Source organism: Heyndrickxia camelliae (genome assembly GCF_002844575.1).
Lineage (GTDB): Bacteria > Bacillota > Bacilli > Bacillales > Bacillaceae_C > Margalitia > Margalitia camelliae.
This window is the reverse complement of the sequence record NZ_PIQO01000041.1, coordinates 1-14780: the sequence shown is the minus strand read 5'-3', so window position 1 is coordinate 14780 and position 14780 is coordinate 1. Positions and strand designations below refer to the sequence as shown.

The 14780-nt window shown below is 33.4% G+C and carries 23 protein-coding genes; 17 read left to right on the top strand and 6 right to left on the bottom strand.

What is annotated here, in order from left to right:
• Positions 1-595: 595 nt before the first annotated feature.
• From CWO92_RS24180 to CWO92_RS24165, 5 genes are all read right to left on the bottom strand, one after another.
• Entirely contained in the window at positions 596-823 is a 228-nt protein-coding gene (locus tag CWO92_RS24180; RefSeq protein WP_101356740.1) for a hypothetical protein, read from the bottom strand.
• A gap of 42 nt (positions 824-865) precedes the next feature.
• Positions 866-1345: a hypothetical protein gene (locus tag CWO92_RS24175; protein WP_101356739.1), complete on the bottom strand. Its 480-nt coding sequence runs from the start codon at positions 1343-1345 to the stop codon at positions 866-868.
• 199 nt (positions 1346-1544) lie between these two features.
• Positions 1545-1694 carry a hypothetical protein gene (locus CWO92_RS25700; protein ID WP_165786771.1) on the bottom strand — a complete coding sequence of 50 codons (150 nt, stop codon included), beginning with the start codon at positions 1692-1694 and terminating at the stop codon, positions 1545-1547.
• Between the two features lie 76 nt (positions 1695-1770).
• Complete coding sequence (locus CWO92_RS24170) at positions 1771-2052, bottom strand: hypothetical protein (protein WP_101356738.1); 282 nt, start codon at positions 2050-2052, stop codon at positions 1771-1773.
• Positions 2053-2437: 385 nt separating this feature from the next.
• Entirely contained in the window at positions 2438-2707 is a 270-nt protein-coding gene (locus CWO92_RS24165) for a hypothetical protein (RefSeq protein WP_101356737.1), read from the bottom strand.
• A 505-nt stretch (positions 2708-3212) separates the two neighbouring features.
• Between CWO92_RS24165 and CWO92_RS26435 the strand changes: the two genes are divergently transcribed.
• The 13 genes from CWO92_RS26435 to CWO92_RS24105 all read left to right on the top strand — a co-directional run bounded on the left by CWO92_RS26435 (position 3213) and on the right by CWO92_RS24105 (position 10266).
• On the top strand, positions 3213-3335 hold the full coding sequence (locus CWO92_RS26435; protein ID WP_268877626.1) for a hypothetical protein: 123 nt from the start codon (positions 3213-3215) through the stop codon (positions 3333-3335).
• A 220-nt stretch (positions 3336-3555) separates the two neighbouring features.
• Positions 3556-3999 carry a JAB domain-containing protein gene (locus CWO92_RS24155; protein WP_101356735.1) on the top strand — a complete coding sequence of 148 codons (444 nt, stop codon included), beginning with the start codon at positions 3556-3558 and terminating at the stop codon, positions 3997-3999.
• Between the two features lie 141 nt (positions 4000-4140).
• Positions 4141-4659 (top strand): hypothetical protein, encoded by a 519-nt coding sequence (locus CWO92_RS24150; RefSeq protein ID WP_101356734.1) that lies wholly within the window; start codon positions 4141-4143, stop codon positions 4657-4659.
• A 19-nt stretch (positions 4660-4678) separates the two neighbouring features.
• Positions 4679-5161: a DNA adenine methylase gene (locus CWO92_RS24145; protein ID WP_101356733.1), complete on the top strand. Its 483-nt coding sequence runs from the start codon at positions 4679-4681 to the stop codon at positions 5159-5161.
• A 156-nt stretch (positions 5162-5317) separates the two neighbouring features.
• Complete coding sequence (locus tag CWO92_RS24140; RefSeq protein WP_101356732.1) at positions 5318-5926, top strand: hypothetical protein; 609 nt, start codon at positions 5318-5320, stop codon at positions 5924-5926.
• 17 nt (positions 5927-5943) lie between these two features.
• Positions 5944-6129 carry a hypothetical protein gene (locus CWO92_RS24135; protein WP_101356731.1) on the top strand — a complete coding sequence of 62 codons (186 nt, stop codon included), beginning with the start codon at positions 5944-5946 and terminating at the stop codon, positions 6127-6129.
• Positions 6130-6636: 507 nt separating this feature from the next.
• A complete protein-coding gene (locus CWO92_RS24130; RefSeq protein WP_101356730.1) occupies positions 6637-7089 on the top strand; it encodes an RsfA family transcriptional regulator in 453 nt (150 codons plus the stop codon).
• A 539-nt stretch (positions 7090-7628) separates the two neighbouring features.
• Positions 7629-7991, top strand: a complete 363-nt coding sequence (locus CWO92_RS24125; protein WP_101356729.1) for a hypothetical protein — start codon at positions 7629-7631, stop codon at positions 7989-7991.
• A gap of 48 nt (positions 7992-8039) precedes the next feature.
• Entirely contained in the window at positions 8040-8270 is a 231-nt protein-coding gene (locus CWO92_RS24120) for a hypothetical protein (protein WP_101356728.1), read from the top strand.
• A gap of 115 nt (positions 8271-8385) precedes the next feature.
• Positions 8386-9027, top strand: coding sequence for a hypothetical protein (locus tag CWO92_RS26230; protein ID WP_235851674.1), 642 nt, complete (start codon positions 8386-8388; stop codon positions 9025-9027).
• A gap of 142 nt (positions 9028-9169) precedes the next feature.
• Positions 9170-9433: a hypothetical protein gene (locus CWO92_RS26225; RefSeq protein ID WP_235851673.1), complete on the top strand. Its 264-nt coding sequence runs from the start codon at positions 9170-9172 to the stop codon at positions 9431-9433.
• A 216-nt stretch (positions 9434-9649) separates the two neighbouring features.
• Positions 9650-9937: an AbrB/MazE/SpoVT family DNA-binding domain-containing protein gene (locus CWO92_RS24110; RefSeq protein ID WP_101356741.1), complete on the top strand. Its 288-nt coding sequence runs from the start codon at positions 9650-9652 to the stop codon at positions 9935-9937.
• On the top strand, positions 9937-10266 hold the full coding sequence (locus CWO92_RS24105; RefSeq protein ID WP_101356727.1) for a type II toxin-antitoxin system PemK/MazF family toxin: 330 nt from the start codon (positions 9937-9939) through the stop codon (positions 10264-10266). Before CWO92_RS24110 ends, CWO92_RS24105 begins: the two co-directional genes overlap by 1 nt.
• 61 nt (positions 10267-10327) lie before the next feature.
• On the opposite strand, the gene CWO92_RS24100 is transcribed toward CWO92_RS24105, so the two are convergent.
• On the bottom strand, positions 10328-11152 hold the full coding sequence (locus CWO92_RS24100; RefSeq protein ID WP_101356726.1) for an ATP-dependent DNA ligase: 825 nt from the start codon (positions 11150-11152) through the stop codon (positions 10328-10330).
• Between the two features lie 830 nt (positions 11153-11982).
• Here CWO92_RS24100 and CWO92_RS24095 point away from each other — a divergent pair.
• The 4 genes from CWO92_RS24095 to CWO92_RS24080 all read left to right on the top strand — a co-directional run bounded on the left by CWO92_RS24095 (position 11983) and on the right by CWO92_RS24080 (position 14451).
• The gene (locus CWO92_RS24095; protein ID WP_101356725.1) at positions 11983-12396 is read left to right on the top strand and encodes an LPD28 domain-containing protein; all 414 of its coding nucleotides are present in this window, start codon (positions 11983-11985) and stop codon (positions 12394-12396) included.
• 220 nt (positions 12397-12616) lie between these two features.
• Positions 12617-12946 carry a hypothetical protein gene (locus tag CWO92_RS24090; RefSeq protein ID WP_101356724.1) on the top strand — a complete coding sequence of 110 codons (330 nt, stop codon included), beginning with the start codon at positions 12617-12619 and terminating at the stop codon, positions 12944-12946.
• A gap of 96 nt (positions 12947-13042) precedes the next feature.
• The gene (locus CWO92_RS24085) at positions 13043-13915 is read left to right on the top strand and encodes a hypothetical protein (protein ID WP_101356723.1); all 873 of its coding nucleotides are present in this window, start codon (positions 13043-13045) and stop codon (positions 13913-13915) included.
• Positions 13916-13995: 80 nt separating this feature from the next.
• Complete coding sequence (locus CWO92_RS24080; protein ID WP_101356722.1) at positions 13996-14451, top strand: hypothetical protein; 456 nt, start codon at positions 13996-13998, stop codon at positions 14449-14451.
• Positions 14452-14780 lie beyond the last annotated feature (329 nt).

The following is a 14780-nucleotide window of genomic DNA, read 5'->3' as shown; positions in this document are numbered from 1 at the left end:
TAGAACTTATTACTTGTTTGAAATTGAAGCTGACGGCAAGCCTGTATACTCATTAGGAGAATGGGAAAATATTAATAATCTTACTGATAATATACAAGATGCTGAAACTAATGAAGTTCTTGCTTATGGTGAAGTAACTGAAGGTAAATATTTAGCATTATATGAAAAATAGGTTTGACTTAGCTGATTATTTGAAATAAAGTTTAATCAAATAAAGCTCCACAATCTCATTTATATGATAAATAATAAGACTCCATTTAAAAAATGGAGTCGTTCGTTAGTAATCTGCATTAAATTTTTTACAAACAAGAATAATCAATGTAGCTTTAAAATAAAGTTTGAATAAACTCTCTTCTCTTCCACATACAACAGCAATTAAAAAACGTTATTTTGAAATGAGATTGTTCAAAATGACGGTTAAATTTTAATTAAATATCAATTTTTTATAATAAAGCTTTATCATTTCTTATTGAACTATTGCCCCATTAGTTGAACAGGTAAAGAAAAAATATCTAGTCTGAAATAGGGCTAGAGATTTTCTTTTTTTCTATTATCAAATTTACTTTTTGCAAACTTTCCATACTCCAAATGAAACTCAGCCAATACCTAAAACTGTAAACCCTAAAACTCCAAGATTTTTCGCTTCTTTAGAAGTAAAAGTATATCGTAAGCCCTCTGCTAAATGTGGTGTAGCGTACCCAGACTTTATTAAGTTATTTACCTCGTCGGGTGACATCAAAACAGCTTCGACATATTGAAAACCTTTAGAAATAAGTTCGTGACTTTCTGCATCTGATATTAGTTTGCCGTTTAACCAAGCCATATTTTCACCTCTTTTCGAACAGATATTTATTGAATACCCAACCTATTTTTTTACTTTTTTAATGCTTAATATTGATTTTTCTTGTAATGGAAAGATCACTTCTTGTTCTTTTCTTATAGCCGGTGAGATTAATTCATAATTTTCATCCTCAAATTTCTTCATGGCTTCTATAAATCCCTTAACACTAATCGCTGGATTATCTTTTGTTGCTTCTGCTGTGATTATGGTATGAGAATTAGATGGATTGAACCAATATAAATCTTCAAATTGTTCAGCTAATGTCCATGACACATAATGATTATCATAATCCACTTTTTCAAGGTCTAAATGAACTCTTCTTATTTTCCCAGTATATAGTAGATATTTTGCATACTCATTTAATTCTTTATCTTCACTGTTCTCCCAATCACGAATATCTTGTAATACCTTTTTCCAACATTCATCTGTTTTGTCTAAATTACTTCTACGACTTCCTTCTTTTGAATGATTCACCCAATTTTTAAATAATTTTTCTAGATTCATTTTTAACTCCTTAATTGGTTTAAACTTTATTTACTCGAAATTTGGTAATTATAAATTCATTTTGAAATTTAATTTGTTCCTCTCTTCTTCCCTCTAATTAAAATTATTATCCTTGGGACACAAGGACAGTGGTTTAAAATTAACTTGTTGTTTTTTGTGATAAATCAAGAGGGAAGGGAGAAATGTGAAAGAGATAATGTTAAAACAAAATTTCTTTTCTATGACCAAGTTGATCTAGATATATTGCATCGGCTGTTTTATTTTTGTACAAAATTAGTGAAAAGGTGTTTTTTGAAACCATTTGGTCATCAACTGAACGTACCGCAGCTGAAAATAATTCAATCGGCATCCGATTTTTTTCTTCATTCTTTGGTGCCTTTATCTTTGGGACACAAGGACAGTGGTTTAAAGTAAGAAAGAAGATATCACTTTAAATACCTTTCTCTGCGCCATTCTTGCAAATCGAAAGAATCTTGCATTTCCTTCACTAGCTCCGTAATATTGTGATCCCCATTATAAAACACTTTTTCAATTTCAAGACTGCGCCCACCCATTTCCATGCTAGCTTCATAAATTCGTGCATATGCCCATTTAGCTGCTTCTCTATCGGGATCAACTTTAAAATACGCCATTTTTACATGAGGATTGGCGAAGAATAGCATCCCTCCTAAACCATCATTTACATGAATATCTATATGTATTTGCATCTAGTTATCTCTCCTTGTCGATTTATGTCGTTTTTAACTCGATAAAGCACGATTTAATTACTTATATTATTAGCCATGAGGTTATTTGTTGCTATTTTGGTCCTTATAACAACCTTTTTGCATTTCTAAAAGAAAAAATGAGGTGCTATTAAAAGCACCCACTTATGTAAAAAAAGTAAGTTGTGCGTTCAACACAATTAAATCTTAATGAATCAATTTCACTTTGTAAAATCTCGAAAGTCGCTTTTTCACCTTATTTTTGTGTTGAAAATTCCATAGAGCTATAGGTGAAAAATACACTTTTTACTATTTCTTCAAACGGAAAAAACAAAAAAACAATAATACATTAATCGTACCTGCGCTGCGAAATGTTTTTTCTCAATTATTAAAGATAGCCTTTGGCCTTTAACTCAGCAAATTTACTGTCATTAATCAAAAAATCCTTATTAAGTCCAGGAATAGGAGCATTAAGGGGCTTCGTTATCAGCTCATTATTCAGAAAAATATGTAATCCATTTAGAGCATCCTGTTCTTTAAATCCGTGAATTAGAGCATCATTTATTATTTCATTTTCAATCCCTGTGCGTTCCTCAAATATCTTTTTAGAAAGGAACTTCTTCAAATCTTCATTCATTTCCTTTAATTGCGCTATCATATATTTCCCTCCTTTCCTTTAATTGCGCTATCATATACTTCCCTCCTTTCCATCTACCTCTAATATAGCAGTTATAACTTTTTTTTAACGGAATTATTAGAACCTTTATAAACAGTGTCGTTTTTAATCAAAAACAGAAAGAAATTAATAATCTTATTAGACCAATGGATCAAACATAGTATTTTGTTAATGCCAATTTCTTCTGTTGAAAATAAAAGAGGAAATTCACAAGGATTAGTACAAAGGAAATCAGGATATTGGGGGCATCGAACCCCCATATCCTGCCGTACCCAACACCCAAAGGTATTGGTTCCGGTCATTCCTATCCCTCCCTTTTTATTTTAAAAAAAGGGTGCGGTCAGGAATGATTTTTCTTTAGACTTCAGGATATGGGGGGCATCGAACCCCCCATATCCTGCCGTGACTAAACCTTCGGTTTTATCTGTCCCGGTCCATTCCTATTCCATTCCCCTTTTATTGAAAGAAGGAAGGGGAATGTCCAGGAATGGATATTATCGCTCGGACCATGTTTTTCTTCTTCTGTTCTCCTAATCCTAATGATTGGGCTTATGACAGCGAGAAGGGCGTGCGTGGAGGGAAAGAAGGCGGAAAAAACCAAGTTGGCTAACAGGCTGATAAGCTTGCAAAAAACGCAAGCTAACACCCTCTAAGTCATTGGGTTTTTTCTCGACTTCTAACGGTAGCAAGCATACCCCGGCTTGCTACCTACCCACCACTTGCAAGTGCGCTTCTTCGTGAGCGCACCCTTCCTCCCTGTTTGCGCCCAACATTCTCCTACTCCCGAACAGATGAAGCTGTTCCATACATATTTCAAAGGAGAGATTTACATGGAAAAAGTAATGGAGATTCAACGTATTAAGCAAGTGATTACAGAGGTAGAGGGGATGGAACCGCAAATCATTCGCAGCCCTGAAGATGCAGCTCAAATAGCAGCGAAATTTATTGGTGATGATGACCGTGAAGTGTTCTTCGTTATGTGTTTGAATACTAAAAATCGAGTAGTAGCCGTTTATCGCTGCCATGTTGGAGCGCTATCAGCAAGTATCATTCATCCACGTGAAGTTTTTAAGGCTGCGATTCTTAACAATAGTGCATCAATCGTGGTAGCACATCAGCACCCTAGCCAAGACGTTACCCCATCAAGAGAAGATATCGATGTAACAAAACGCCTCGTTGAGGCAGGAAAAATCCTAGGAATTGATGTGCTAGATCATGTAATTGTAAATGGGAATGCAGGATACACAAGCTTTAAATATAGAGGATACATCTAAAAAAGGAAGCCTTTCGGCTTCCTTATTTCCTTTAAAAAAAGAAAATAAAAATATTTTGTTGTCCAACATAACATATTTGTTGTCTTTTATAACAAATGTGTTATATTAAGAATACATAATAATTCAATTGGAGTGAAAAACATGAAAAAATCTACATCTAAAATAATTGAACAGTTTCCTTTTTTACACAAAAAAATAGATGAAATATTATCAGGACCTTTTTCAGAAGAGGTTTTAAATGACTTAGATAATGAAGTGGATAAAACGTTTGTTAAACTAGCTTATTTCTTTGAATATCCTCATTTTGAAGGTTTTTCTCTATCATTACTTTACAAGCATTTGGAGAATGATTGGTTGGAATTTGCATTATCTTTAATCTATGAATTTTTTACAAAAGACACTTTTTTAATTCAAAACCCTTCTCATTCAATCATAGATGGGGATAATTACTTAACTCAAACAGAATTTGGGAGATATTTAGAAGAACAAGGATTGAACTATACAAAAAATGAAATGGCCGTTTATAAAAAACGTGGAAAATTACCTAAAGAAGACATTTTAATAGCTGGAACATCTTATTGGTCTAAGGAAACGGTCGAAAGGTTTGCAAAAGAAAAGCTAAATGAAATAAGTGCTGACCAGGAACAACCAAAAAATTAATACATTATGGAGGTTATAAATGTTAACATGTCAATTTTGCGGTTATACCGAGGAATTAGAAAGTGATGTGTTTCAATTAGACCCGCATAAGAAAGGGTTTTGGTGTGAAAACTGCGATGGGTACACTTATTTAAATAACCAAAAAAATAAACATAAATTTACGCTTATATTAGAAGATAAATACACAATGAAAACATCTTTTCAACCTTTGAAATTAAAGTTGGCGAAAAGACTTTCCCCATTTCGTTATCCAGGAGGGAAATCTAAAATAATAGATTATTTGTTTACTTATCTTCAGGAATCGAACACAAAAACTTTAATATCTCCTTTTTCCGGTGGAGCTAGTTTTGAATTAGCCATGTTGAATGCCGGAATCGTAGAAAAGATCCATTTAAATGATATTGATACAGGAGTTTTTTCCGTATGGTGGACGATAAAACACATGACTTATGCTTTAATTGAACGTATACAGTCAATTAAACCAACCCATAGTTACGTCTAGCAAAATTCAACAATCATATTTACCTTGTTAAAGAAGACCTAAAAAATAGGTCTTCTTTAACAACTGAATCCCAGGGTCTTTTACCCTATTTTCATTCTATATAGAGAACGATAAAATATAAAAGAAACTTCTGAAAAATGGAACGGAGGGAGATATATGCTTAAAAAATGTAGAGTTATTGTAGCCGTTTTTTCAGTTTTAATCCTTTCTTTATCTGGTTTACAAAATATTCACGCGGAAAGTAATCAGACCATCGATGAAAATACTCCTATAGTACAGAATGACACAACTCCATTTTTAGACAATCAAGAAGAACTTTCAAAGCTTAGTTCGTATGTTGTCTTAAATGAAGAAAGTTTAAGGTATGAAATAAAAGAAGAGGCAAAACAAAGTCTTACAGATGATGAATTTAATTTTTTGTATAGCAGTGTTAACACTACAAATGAACAGTTAAACGAAAATACAGAGGTTTCCTTAGAAAATTTGGTTATTCCATCGAATGAACAAGTTTTAGATCATAATAATCTAGAATATAAAAACGGTGTAACCAAACTTGAATGGCACTGGTGGGGATTGAGGGTCTATTTGTCCAAAAATACAATAAATTATGCTAGTGGTGGTGTTGCAATTGGTGGTATTTGGATACCTGAACCCATAATCAGCAAGGTCTTATCAACTCTAGGAGTTCTCGGAACATTTGTTCCAGGTGGAGTTCGGTTTGATTTTATTGGTTTTCGTTTTATCAGTAACGTACATTACCAATAATCTAAAGTGGTGATTTCATGAATAAATTATACAAAGGAAGATTATTAGTACTAAGAATTGTGGTTACTCTGATTGTATTGATATTGATGATATTAGGATTTAATGGGATACTTCATAAGATTGTTTCTATGAGTCTTGTTACAGTCGTCTTGATTTTCTTTTTTGTGATGGAATATGTTCTCTTGAAAAAAAAAACTAAATAAATTCATTCGGTTTTACCTTAATAGAGAGGGCCATTAATTTGAAAAACCTTTGATAATTAACCCTTTATTGTCAAATCATCTATTAGGTAGAAAACAAGAGAAAAATAAAGCAAATAGGAGTTTTCACTTTGCATTATTTATCCTGTTTTTAACTATTTCCCAAACATAAAAACCCCTGAATTTGACCAAATTTGGCCGAATTCAGGGGTTTTGTGTTTAATACCAGCATACTTTCTGAGTGTTGATTCCTTAATACCTAATAAGATCACTAGGATTCATAAGGATTGAACTCTCGCTTATGTCATCTGCCATAGCACTTCCTCCTTTGATATATCACTGATATAAACCATTTGTTTTTATAAATATTGTCCATTTTTTTTCGAAACTCCTGCAAATATAAAAATCATATAAAAGATTAAGAACAGCCCTAAGAATACCTGACCATTCTAACTATTCTTCCTGAGTAATATAAATAAATTAATTATGACTATTAAATGGGGGATTAGAATGACAAAAGTTAGACAAGATGCCTGGTCATCTAAAGAAGATGAGGTTCTTGCACAAGTTGTACTGAAACATATTAGAGAAGGAAGTACTCAATTAAGAGCATTTGAAGAAGTTGGGAGTATATATTCTCGATCTGCAGCCGCATGTGGATTTAGATGGAATTCTTTTGTAAGAAAACAATATAAAAAGGAAATTGAGCAAGCTAAGAAACAGAGGAAAAAAAAGCACCAAGATTTATATCAAACGAGACATTCTATTGAAACACCTGAATTTTCTTTTGAAGAGATAATAAATTATTTAAACAAACTCTATAATGAACATATTGACTTACAAAATAAATATGAGAGCTTATATGCCTCCTACCTTAAACAGCAAGAAAAATACAAAAAAATAAATAGAGAGTATGAGGAAATCCTCACTTTCCTTGAAAAGGCTAGTAAAATTCATAATTAAGTAATAAAAATACTTATTTTGGCTCATGGGACGGAAAGTAAGGGACGATAAAGCGTGTCCCTAACTCTCCGTAGCCCACCGCAGATCACCCTACTCAAGTCGCTAACTAGAAGGTGTAACAAGGCTAATAAAGCATAGCCTTGAACACCTTCTAGGTTCCAGACTTTCGTTTAACGGGCGACTCGGAGCGTAAAACCATCAAAAACATAATGAAAAAAGGATAGCAAGCTTAGGCTTGCTTTTTATTATGCTTTTTTCGTCCTTTTGCCCTCCGAATCGTACAATGGCGCAAGTTTTCTAAGGTTCTAATAGGGCGAGCCTCGATACTCCACCCTATTAGAACCTAAGAAAACTAGGAAACAAGTCAAGGGCAAAAAACTTTTTTGAAAGAATTTCGTTTTCAAAAAACTTTTTATGCTTTTCCTTGACTCATTTCCTATGCTTATTGTTCGTTCTCCGTGTCAAAAGGGCGAAAAAAATCCCCTTTAGGGGAAGCTATCGCTTCGGATGGCAAAAAACGAAAAAAAGGAGAAAAACAAATGAAAAACATTGAGATCAAAACCGTTCCTGAAACAGCTTGCTTAATGATGAAACTGGGAGACGAATTAATAGATTATAAGTTTTATAATCACTTTGCATTTCAAGAATTAGAACAAGAAACCATTAAAGAGGAAATAGTAGCAATGGCTAATAAACATTTGAAGATCCTGGCTTCATCTATGGTTATTGAATATCGAGAAAAGAATTGTTTTTCTCCAGTTAGCTTAGAGCAGATTCTACAATACGTTAATTTTACTGATGATGAAACAGGAAAGCTCATAAAAAAGTTTCATTTTATCAATACCAAAATAGCTTCGAATGGTGGTGTACCAATATTAAAAGAAATTCTAAATAGAATTTAATCCACTCTTTTGAGTGGATTACAACCATTAAAAAAGAGGTGACCATAAATGAAACTGTTATTCATTGGATATGAATTACCCAGAGATCTCTATTTAAAATACGATAAAGTTTTCCCTTCTCTAAATACTCATTATCAACAGGTAGAACTTGAAGGGGATTTGATGCATCTGATACCAGAATATAGTGAGAATGAAGTTATTCAATATATAGAAAGTATTAATCAACAATATAATGCCAATTTAACGTTGGAGCTAATACCGTATGAACAAGGAGAATAACATTAGAAAACATAAGAACAAATTCCTTTCTTTCAATAAAGAAATAGCATGATGATAGCTATACTATTTCGTATTTTAAAAAACTTTAGGGTTATATGGTAAAGGTGGGATAATTTTGGAACAGTTAACACTTTTTAAAGATACACGTGATTACCGGGAACATAAAAAATATAGAAATGGTATTTTCAAAGCTAAGTCGGAAATTAGAGAACATTTAATAAGAAATGGAAAAAAACGAATTTATGATGTCCTCTCATTCGGTGGGGGGACTCAATCTGCCCATTTACTAGAGGAACATTTTAGAGGCAATATTCACTATGATTTCATCGTGTTTTCAGATACTGGAGCTGAACCAAAGTTTATTCATGAACAGGTGGAATGGTGGAAAAATCGCCAAATAGAGTATCAAAATAATACCCCTTTTATCATCACACATCATAATAGCATGGAAAAGGGTCTTGAAGAAATGCTAATGCGTTATATCTTAACGGATTATCAACGTTTCCAAATGCCAGTTTACTGTAATCGGATTGATGAAAAAACTGGTGAGGAAATACCTGCTGGAATAATGCCAAGAAAATGTACTGTTGATTTTAAAATTGTTCCTGTTAAACAAGCTGTAAGACGAGCTGTCATGAAGGAACTAGGTTTAAAACCTAAACAAAGAATGCCACAGGATATTGCTTTTATTATTGACATAGGATTTTCTTATGATGAAATAAATCGCATTAATTCTCTATCAATCTCCACAATATAAATATATGTATCTAGCATATCCTTTAGTGGAAAAGGGAATAACAACTAATGAAAGTATTGAATTTTTAGAGGTCAATGGATTTCCAAGTAAACGATCTCGTTGCTATTTTTGTCCCTTCAATTGCGATAAAAAAGATATTGGAATGGATTGGAATGAAATTATTATGGAAGAGCCTTTTTCATTTTTAAAAGCTTGTTTTTTTGATGAACAGTTGAGAAAGGTCCAAAAGAAAGGTAATAAAGCAATGCAGTCTACCCCTTACTTTCATTATAAGAGAGTTCCTTTAAAAGAAGCGTATTTTAGAGATTATCAATTCATCCTAAAAAGGTATCACAATGAATATATAAAGTGGATCCATCAATGGGAAAAATTTATTAATGAAAAGTATATAAGACTAACATCTTAATCCTTTAATAAATGCTTGGACTTTTCTCTTTAATGGTAAGGTCCAGGCACACAGTTTGGTATAAGTGAATGACTACCGATTATGCATATGACCCATTTTTACACTTTAAAGTATCTTTTGCTTTGTTTCTGTATATACTATGTATATACATTATATGTGGATGGTGTTATAATGAAAGAAAATGATATGAATCATAAAGACACGAAGCATAAAGAGATGAAGCTTAAAGACACGAAAATAGGAGTGAAAACTATGACAGTCGGAACCACTGTTCAAAAATGGGGTAATAGTCTTGCTGTTCGTATCCCTAAAGATGTAGCTGAACGTGTTGCAATCCAACAAGGTTCTGAATTGGAGTTAAATGTGGTAGATGATGAAAGAATCACGTTAATTCCTAAAAAACAGCCAAAAACTTATTCGTTAGACGAACTTTTGGCTCAATGTAAGCCTGAGAATCGTCATAATGAAATTGATTTCGGAGTAGAGGGGAATGAATTAATTTAATGGCAGTACCAGAACGTGGAGATCTTGTTTACTTAAATTTTAATCCACAAGCCGGACATGAGCAGGCCGGACGTCGACCTGGCATTGTGTTATCTCCAAGAGCATTTAATGAAGCAACAGGATTTGCAGCTGTATGTCCTATTACTAATACCGTCAGAGGATGGGGATATGAAGTGAATCTCCCTGATGGTTTGGTTTTTCAAGGTGTGATTTTAACAGATCAAGTAAAATCCCTAGATTGGCGTGTTCGAAACTTTCAAGTTAGAGGACAAGCTCCCGAAGAGATTGTAAATGATTGTCTTGCGAAGATAGCAACCTTTTTAAGATAAACCTTCCAAACATTGGAGGGTTTTTTCTAAGAACTTAAGTTTTATTATGTACTGTGGAGAGCTAAACAGCCCAATCCACAAAGCTAGGAATTCTAAGAAGTCCATTTTTGGTCAAGTTTCTATACTTTATTTTAATCCTCAACTTAGGGTCCAGATAAATAAATTTATCATTTTCTCCAGTGATTAGATCTCTGTATACTTTATAAAATTCTTTTCTTGCAGCAGGTTTCATAAATTCTAAAATTCCTGCATATTGACCATTTTCAAAGTTTAAGAGTAATCCAAACGCATTTTTCCTTATTCCAGATATATAAACTTGGCCATACTTGTAGTTAATTACCTTTAGCCAATCATATGAACGCTTATCTATTTGATATTTAGAATCAGATTTCTTTAAAACAATTCCTTCTAGATCTTGTTGTTTAATCAAATCGAAAAAGGCTTCTCCATTTCCTTCAATCCAATTAACTTTAGTAAGTAATTTAGTATCTTCAGGAATTATTTCAGAGAGTATCTGTTTACGTTCCAATAAAGGGAGAGATGTTACTTTCTTTCCTTTGAAATACAAAATATCAAAGACACAATAAGAAATATCGTGTAATGATTTCCTAGATTTAAAACGCTCCATTACTGCCTCAAAATCTGGTTTTCCTTGATCATTTGAAACTATAAGTTCTCCGTCTAAGATAGTGCCGGCCGGAATCGGTAAGTCAGTTAACTCTGGAAACATTGAACTTATTTCATTATTGTGCCTGCTATAGATACTAACTTTACTATCAAATTTAGAAATTAGACACCTAATTCCGTCCAATTTTAATTCGCTTATCCAAGACGGATCATTAAAAGGTCTATCGATTTTTTGTAGTAACATTGGTGATATAAACATTTTTAACACCTCAATACTATTTTAATATTTAATAAGGTGCTAAGTATATGGAAATTGCCGGACCATTAATTAACTATTTCCAGTTATGAGGGTACACATAGTTAAAACTCGATGAAGTTAAAAGGATAGTTTGCTGTTATTGCAGCAAACTTTTTATTTTATAAGGGCAATGTAAAAAATAGGATTAATCATCCTATTTTTATTAATGGAAAAGAGGACAAGTTCTTGTCCTCTTCTTTATATTAATCCAGGATCTTTTATCAAGATCCTGAAGAATTTTATTTAAAAAAGGATCTTTCTATAAAGATGAAGATCCTTTTTTTAAAACCTGACTAATTTACCCTATAAATATGAGTAAACTTGTCCTGACATTCTTCATCCCCACTAAAAATATATGCAAAAAAGAGGAAAAACGTGAAGGGCTTCCCCCTGTTCACCATTCATTTTATTCCTCCCTCGTTCCATGCAAGGCGCAAAAAATTTTTTCTTTTCATTAGGTAGTGGGACTCTCATTCTCCTTTGGCCTGTCCCATCCTTCCAGTCTGGTACATCCCAAATCGAATGGGTTTTGAGTCTTCTTTGGCCTGGTACGTCACTAATTTGATGTGATGAATTATATCACATCAATCGTTCCTCCCATCCCAAGAAGACTAACAAAACACGCTACCTTAATTTTGTCGTAAGAAAAATTTTTTTGCTTGTTTCCTTGCATTCCACTCGTCCGTCATTGTCATTCATGGTGAACAGGGGGAAAAGAAAAACCTTAAAACCTTAAAATCTTTAAACCTAAAAGCAACCCCTTAAAACCAAATCCAAAGGAGCGAAAATCAATGGAAGTAAAATATTTCAAATGTGAAAATTGTAACCACTACCAACTTACAACAGAATTTGGAGAATGCGAGGAATGTGGTTATGAAGATTTAGTAAATGTGACTCAAGAAGAATATGAGAAAGGTTCGAAAGTAGAGTATCAAAAACTTTTTCAATTAAGAGGAATTGATATTGTAGAATGTACACCATTACGCATTAAACAGGCAGACCGAAAAAAAGATTTACATTATTACGAAATACGCCATTCTGATGAAAATTGGGGAGAACCTGTTTGTATAAGACATGGGATATTGGTTAACCATTTCGGTACTATTGCTGCAAGAACACCTTTACCACTAAAAAAAGACGATTTTGGTTATGAAGAAATAGAACTAACAGAGGATGAAGCTGAATTAATTCAACAGTTTGTATAGGGGGAATTAGGATGAATACAGTAAAAGAAACTTCTCTAAATGTTGGAAATCCCCTGATAAAAAGGGACTTCAACTACTGAAAACTTATTATGATGGTTCAGATAATGAGAAAAAATGTATGAATGATATATTTATCCATCTTACAGGATGGAGCTTTGAAAGTATCGTAGAAATGACTAAAAGAAATCTATAACAGTTAACTTAAAGGAGAGAATCAATTATGCGTAAGGCTTTAAAATGGACAACGGTAGAAAATAATAAATGGGCGAGTAAAATTTCTGAAACAAATTACTTAATTGTTATGATTCAAAATGCAAATGCTGGGGGGTATACACTAACATATATTGATTGTGAATTGAGTGATTACACGGAAAAAGAATGTGAAGATGTACGTCTACGGTTTAATCTTGACCCTAGTAATAAAAAACTGTTTGCTGTTCGATTATCCGAGCATTACGGACATTATGAATGGAAAACCCATTGCAAAGATTTTGTATCACTCATTGAGGAATTACATGATGCCACTTCTTTCGATTTAAATTTATTATAATTGACTTGTATACATGTATACGTTATAATTTTAATAGAGGTTAAGAAAATTAGGGGAATGACCTTATATTCCCCTTCTGAAAGGAGCTTGATAAATATGTTAACCAACAGCATTTTAAACTACCCAAACCGTGGAAAATGGGGAAAATCGTCCTATCGTGGAAATTGTTCGGGTTTTATAATTAGGGATTTGTTAGAGTACTTTAGACCAACAAAATTCCTAGAGGTCTTCAGTGGGTCTGGAACAGGCGAACAAGTAGCAAAAGATTTAGGGATTCAAAATAGCGTACATTTAGATTTAATAAATGGTTGGGATGCCTTAACGGATGAAATACCAACAGGTAGTGACTTTGTATTTTCCCATCCAGCATATTGGGACATAGTAGATTACAGTACACAAAGGGGCAATTTTCATCAAAATGATTTATCGAACAAAATGCCTTATGACGAGTTTATTTGTAAGCTCGATAAAGTGAACGCCAAAATATATCAATGCCTTGTTAATGGAGGAAGACATTCTTTGTTGATAGGCGATATTCGCAAAGCTGGAAAATATTTTAGCCCTATTAAAGATATGTCTTGGATAGGTGATATAGAAATTCACCTAATAAAGACCCAACATAATACGGTGAGTGGACGTAAAAATTACAATGGTAAGTTTATTAGTATCGCACATGAACATTTACTAGTTTTCAAGAAAAACCATGTTTGGCACGTTCCTATTAAAAGGACTATTACAAAGTCATTTGATTTGCGAGCTTTTGAGGGTATGACATGGAGAGACCTTATTCAAGCAGCCTTAGAACATTTAGGAGGGGAAGCTGATTTAAGTAGCTTATATGAAGTAATATCCGATAGCAAAAAAGCACAGAAGAATCCACACTACAAGGAGAAAATCAGACAAACGTTGCAACTGCATAATAACTTTGAATCGGTAGAAAGAGGAAGATGGAAATTATCTATTGCTTAGAAACAATCCGGAAAGGGGATATTTCCCCTTCCTTCTAAAAAATTTATAGAATCTACTATCCCAATTCAGGAGTGTTGAACGTGGAAGTATACATATTATATGGGTTAACAGAGGAAATGGCTTGCTATTCATTATCTACTTTTGGAAATGCCTTTTTGGATTTCCAAAAAGCTTTAAAGGAGGGAAAAGAAAGATTAAAGATAATTTTAGAGGAACATCCCTTTCATGAGGACCAAGAACTAAACATCACAGAAGAAGAGGACTATTATTCTGTATTTCTTTATCAAGAAAATGCGGTCCTTTTTGAATTAGAAATTAGCAAAATAACCTTATCGGATAATTGCATGGTTGTGTCCAAAGAAGAAAAGAAGTTGATAGAGTCGATTCGCTTGTTAGAGGAAAGTCCTTCATCCTTTATGGAAGCTTATATTTATGACCAACAGCAATTAATAGAACGTGCTGAATTAATAGGGCAGGAGGATAAAGAACGGAAAGAAAAAGTACTGTTAAGTCAAACCCTTTTATCAAAAATCTAAACCCTTTAGGTCTATTTGGGCGGTGGCACTTACGGACTGTACGGAAAGGAAAACCGCCTTTCCTACACTCCGATATGTGTCGCTCACAACCCTAAATGCCTCGATAACGACAAGCTATAAGAAGAAACTTGCTGATTGCTACAGCAACTTTCTTCTAATACCTTGTACGTTCCTGATTCCTTTACCCCAAGGGGCCGGGATTGGCCGAGCCGCAAAAACATAAAACCTAACCCCTTTTATAAAAAGGAGAGCTGGCTTAAGCCAGCTTTTTTATTTTCAAATACAAGGGACGGTATCGCCACGAAAAAGAGCCGGGCGGAATCGTCAAG

What these genes read in the sequence shown, in the direction of transcription:
- CWO92_RS24180 (WP_101356740.1), bottom strand. Translation starts at nt 823, where the DNA reads ATGGCTTGGTTAAACGGCAAACTAATATCAGATGCAGAAAGTCACGAA.
- CWO92_RS24175 (WP_101356739.1), bottom strand. Translation starts at nt 1,345, where the DNA reads ATGAATCTAGAAAAATTATTTAAAAATTGGGTGAATCATTCAAAAGAA.
- CWO92_RS25700 (WP_165786771.1), bottom strand. Translation starts at nt 1,694, where the DNA reads ATGCCGATTGAATTATTTTCAGCTGCGGTACGTTCAGTTGATGACCAA.
- CWO92_RS24170 (WP_101356738.1), bottom strand. Translation starts at nt 2,052, where the DNA reads ATGCAAATACATATAGATATTCATGTAAATGATGGTTTAGGAGGGATG.
- CWO92_RS24165 (WP_101356737.1), bottom strand. Translation starts at nt 2,707, where the DNA reads ATGATAGCGCAATTAAAGGAAATGAATGAAGATTTGAAGAAGTTCCTT.
- CWO92_RS26435 (WP_268877626.1), top strand. Translation starts at nt 3,213, where the DNA reads ATGGATATTATCGCTCGGACCATGTTTTTCTTCTTCTGTTCTCCTAAT.
- CWO92_RS24155 (WP_101356735.1), top strand. Translation starts at nt 3,556, where the DNA reads ATGGAAAAAGTAATGGAGATTCAACGTATTAAGCAAGTGATTACAGAG.
- CWO92_RS24150 (WP_101356734.1), top strand. Translation starts at nt 4,141, where the DNA reads ATGAAAAAATCTACATCTAAAATAATTGAACAGTTTCCTTTTTTACAC.
- CWO92_RS24145 (WP_101356733.1), top strand. Translation starts at nt 4,679, where the DNA reads ATGTTAACATGTCAATTTTGCGGTTATACCGAGGAATTAGAAAGTGAT.
- CWO92_RS24140 (WP_101356732.1), top strand. Translation starts at nt 5,318, where the DNA reads ATGCTTAAAAAATGTAGAGTTATTGTAGCCGTTTTTTCAGTTTTAATC.
- CWO92_RS24135 (WP_101356731.1), top strand. Translation starts at nt 5,944, where the DNA reads ATGAATAAATTATACAAAGGAAGATTATTAGTACTAAGAATTGTGGTT.
- CWO92_RS24130 (WP_101356730.1), top strand. Translation starts at nt 6,637, where the DNA reads ATGACAAAAGTTAGACAAGATGCCTGGTCATCTAAAGAAGATGAGGTT.
- CWO92_RS24125 (WP_101356729.1), top strand. Translation starts at nt 7,629, where the DNA reads ATGAAAAACATTGAGATCAAAACCGTTCCTGAAACAGCTTGCTTAATG.
- CWO92_RS24120 (WP_101356728.1), top strand. Translation starts at nt 8,040, where the DNA reads ATGAAACTGTTATTCATTGGATATGAATTACCCAGAGATCTCTATTTA.
- CWO92_RS26225 (WP_235851673.1), top strand. Translation starts at nt 9,170, where the DNA reads ATGGATTGGAATGAAATTATTATGGAAGAGCCTTTTTCATTTTTAAAA.
- CWO92_RS24110 (WP_101356741.1), top strand. Translation starts at nt 9,650, where the DNA reads ATGAAGCTTAAAGACACGAAAATAGGAGTGAAAACTATGACAGTCGGA.
- CWO92_RS24105 (WP_101356727.1), top strand. Translation starts at nt 9,937, where the DNA reads ATGGCAGTACCAGAACGTGGAGATCTTGTTTACTTAAATTTTAATCCA.
- CWO92_RS24100 (WP_101356726.1), bottom strand. Translation starts at nt 11,152, where the DNA reads ATGTTTATATCACCAATGTTACTACAAAAAATCGATAGACCTTTTAAT.
- CWO92_RS24095 (WP_101356725.1), top strand. Translation starts at nt 11,983, where the DNA reads ATGGAAGTAAAATATTTCAAATGTGAAAATTGTAACCACTACCAACTT.
- CWO92_RS24090 (WP_101356724.1), top strand. Translation starts at nt 12,617, where the DNA reads ATGCGTAAGGCTTTAAAATGGACAACGGTAGAAAATAATAAATGGGCG.
- CWO92_RS24085 (WP_101356723.1), top strand. Translation starts at nt 13,043, where the DNA reads ATGTTAACCAACAGCATTTTAAACTACCCAAACCGTGGAAAATGGGGA.